Raw genomic sequence first — 3,806 nt, forward strand, 5'->3', positions numbered from 1 at the left:
ACCCCGGGCTCGGCTTTGTCGAGCTTGACCGTCAAGGTTTTGCCGGACGGAGTGATGATCTGCGCGGCGCCGGGATCGTCGGCCATCGTCTGGCGGCGGATTTCCAGCACCATGCCACGACCATCGGCGGTCAGCCGCTCCTCCTCGAGCTCCGGCTCCTTCATCAGCCAGTGCGCGATGCGCCGATAAAGCTGGACATGCGGGCCGCCGCCCTCGAAGCCGCGCGCCCACAGCCAGCCCTGATCGGACAGCAGCATGCCGACGCGGCCTTCTCCCTTGCGGTCGAGCAGCAGCAGCGGCCGGTTGTCGGCGCCCTTCATGACCACTTCGCCTTCCGGGTTCTGCACGCCTATGGTGCGGAACCAGCGGCTCCAGTGCGGCGGCTCGGTGGCCGAGCCATCGAGCCCACGCGTCACCGGGTGGCGCTGGCCGAGTTCGGTGAGGCGCGGATAGAAGGCCTTGTCGACAACTTCGCCGGTCGGCATCGCCGGCAGGGCGGCCATCAGCGGCGTGCGCGCGATCGAGCTTTCGCCGGCATATTCGGGGCCGGCCGCGATCAGCAGCGCGCCGCCCTTTTCGACATATTCGGAGATGTAGTCGTAATAGAGGATCGGCAGCACGTCGCGGTGCTGGTAGCGGTCGAAGATGATGAGGTCGAAATCCTTGATCTTCTCGACGAACAGTTCGCGGGTCGGGAAGGCGATAAGCGACAATTCGTTGATCGGCGTGCCGTCCTGCTTTTCCGGCGGCCGCAGGATGGTGAAATGGACAAGATCGACCGAGGCGTCGGATTTCAGCAGGTTGCGCCAGGTGCGCTCGCCGGCATGCGGCTCGCCGGAGACGAGCAGCACACGCAGGTTCTCGCGAATGCCGTCGATCAGTGCGATGGCGCGGTTGTTGGTGTCGGTCAGTTCGCCTGGCTCGCGATCGATGGCGAGTTCGACGATGTTGCGGCCGGCGCCCGGAATGGTGACCTGCAGCGGCATGGCCTGGCCAACGGTGGCGTGCTCGACGGCGACCTGCTCGCCATTGACCGAGACGCGCACATCGACCGGGCCAGTCTCGTTTTCGGTCGAGATGACGCGGTAGGTCATGTCGAGCGGCTTGCCAACAAGGCCGAAGCGCGGCGCGTTCTCGAAGCGGATGCGGCGGTCCTTTTCGTGGTCGTTGCCGGTGATCAGCGCATGCAGCGGGGCGTTGAAATCTGGCGCGCCCGGCGGCGCGTCATGGACCTCGCCATCGGTGATCATGATCGCGCCGCCGATGCGTGACGGCGGCACGTCGCGGAAGGCGCCTTCAAGCGCGCCGAACAGCCGTGTCTCGGTGCGCTCTTCGGCGGCCTCGGATTTGCCGGCCTCGACGACGCGCACGTCGAACTGCTTGAAGCGGCCAAGCCGCTGCTGCAGCCCGGCCAGCGCCTCGTCGGTCTGCTTGGTGCGATCGCCGATATCCTGGCTCTGGCTGCGGTCGACGACGAGGGCGACAACGCTTTTCAGCGGCTCGCGCTCCTCGTTGAGGAACACCGGGTTGAACAAAGCGGCGGCGAGCGCCAAAAGGGCGATGAAGCGGAAGACCGAGCCGCGCTGGCGAAACCACAGGCCGACAAGCGCCAGCAGCGCCAGCGGCACCAGCGCCAAGGCCAACAGGGGCCAGGAGATCAGCGGTTCGAAGGAAATCGACCAGTTCATCCCTTACCCTCCTCTTTTTGGGGAGGGTTTATCCGCGACCGGAGGGAACCAAACAAACTCATCTTACTGCCCCAGCCGTTCGAGCAGTATGGGCACGTGCACCTGGTCGGATTTGTAGTTGCCGGTCAGCATGTACATCATGATGTTGACGCCGGCGCGCAGCGCGTAGACGCGCTGCATCGGGTCCGCCGGTACGGTCGGCAGCAGCGGATCGCCATTCTCGTCGACCGCCCAGGCGCCGGCAAAATCATTGGCGGTGATCATGATAGGCGAGACGCCGTCGCCGGTGCGCACCGGCCGGTTCTCGGCATTGCTGGCGTCGAGCGACGCCTCGACCCACAGTGGGCTGCCGGCGAAGCGGCCGGGGAATTCGGGCAGGATGAAGAAGGATTTGGTCAGCACGTGGTCGGACGGCACCGGCTCCAGCGGCGGCACGTTGAGGTTGCCGAGGATGTCGCGCAGCCGCTCCGTCGCCGGGCTGGTCGAATCGGCGCCGATGCCGTTGGCGAACTGGTCGCGGGTGTCGAACAGCACCGTGCCGCCCTGCTGCATATAGGCGTCGATGCGGGCGATGGCGGCCTGGCTCGGCATCGGGGCGGCCGGATCGATCGGCCAGTAGATCAAAGGATAGAACGACAGCTCGTCCTTCGAAATGTCGACACCGGCTGGTGCGCCCGGTTCAAGGGCCGTCTTTTCGACCAGGAAGCGGGTCAGGCCCTCGAGCCCGGCACGGCTGATCGAATCGTCGCCCGGCACACCGGTCAGCACATAGGCGATGCGGGTCTTCGAAATCGCCTCGATGGCAATTTCGTCACCCGGCTTGGCGTCGTCGGCGCGGGCAAGGTCGGCATGACCGAACAAGCTACCCAGCGCAATCAGGACCGCGGCGGTGGTTGCCATGGCACCGGCGCGGCGCGGTCGGCGTGAGAACAGGCCGCCCATCCAGAATACCGCCAGCGTATCGAGCAGCATCAGCACCAGGGCGGCCGCGACCAGCGCGCCCTTCAAATTGCGCGATTCGTCAAAGGCATACTGGATCGAGGTGACGGGAACAGTGATTTGCGGGCGCGCCAGCGGGGCCAGCGTGCTGTCGGCTTCAAGCAGATTATGGGCAAACACACCCGTCTCGGAACCATAGAGGCCGGGCGGGTTTTCAAAAGTCACCGGCAGCGCGCCGGCGCCCGGTACAAGCGGCCGTGCATCCGGTGTCGGCGGCACCAGCGAGCCGTCGGCTGCAATCATGCGATAGGGCGCCAGCGACGCCGCGGCGGCTTCGGCATTGGCGATGGCCGCGCCCTGGTTGCGCGACAGCTGCACGATGCGGCGCAGCATCTCGACGAAGCTGCCGGAGATCGGCAGGTTCGACCAGGTTGCTTCAGGGGTGACGTGGAACAGCACCAGCGTGCCCTTGCCTTTCTTCAATCCGGTGACCAGCGGCGTGCCGTCGGCAAGGGCCGCCCAGGTGCGCTCGACGATATCGGGTGTCGGCTCGGCCAGCACCTGTCTGCTGACAGTGACCTCGGCCGGCGGCGCCAGATCGGCGAACGGGCCGGCCTTGGGGAATTCGGTGACAGGCTGCGGCGACGTCCATGACAGCGCGCCGCCGAGCGAACGCTCGCCGGTGCGCAGGCGGACCGGCAGCAAATCGTCGTCATCGCCCGCCGTGGCCAGCCGCGAACCGGCGAAACGCACCAGCGTGCCGCCATTGTCGACCCAATCGACAAGTCTCTGCCGGACCTGTCCGGGAATGGTGCCGATATCGGCCATGACAATCATCGCGGGCTTCTGGTCGAGGATCTGCGGGATGGCGTCGGCGAGGTCGGCGCTGGAGGGTTCGACCAGATCGGCGAAGGGCTGCAGCGCCCGCCTGATGTAGTAGAGTGGCGACAAAAGCGGCTGCGCCTGGTCGGCCTCGGCCTGCGACAGCAGCCCGACGCGGCGGCGCTTGGAGCTTTCGTCGAGGACGCGCACCGCACCGGCCTGCCGCTCGCCGTCGAGCGCGATCGAAGCGAAGTCGTTGCGCAATTCGAACGGCACCGCCATGGTGCCGGTGGCGGTGGTTTCGCCAGGCGAAAAGGTCAGCGTCGCATCGGCGATGCGGCGGCCCTTGTCGTCGAA

General features: G+C 66.5%; 2 protein-coding genes. Both read right to left on the reverse strand.

Annotation, left to right across the window (positions count from 1 at the left end; all coding sequences use genetic code 11):
• Positions 1-1,688 (reverse strand): hypothetical protein (locus EN884_RS28890; protein ID WP_128360881.1); only part of this gene is annotated, 1,688 nt, incomplete at its 3' end.
• A 63-nt stretch (positions 1,689-1,751) separates the two neighbouring features.
• Positions 1,752-3,806 (reverse strand): DUF4159 domain-containing protein (locus EN884_RS28895; RefSeq protein ID WP_128360882.1); only part of this gene is annotated, 2,055 nt, incomplete at its 5' end.

The sequence above is a fragment of the Mesorhizobium sp. M7A.F.Ca.AU.001.01.1.1 genome, from assembly GCF_004022735.1.
Lineage (GTDB): Bacteria > Pseudomonadota > Alphaproteobacteria > Rhizobiales > Rhizobiaceae > Mesorhizobium > Mesorhizobium ciceri.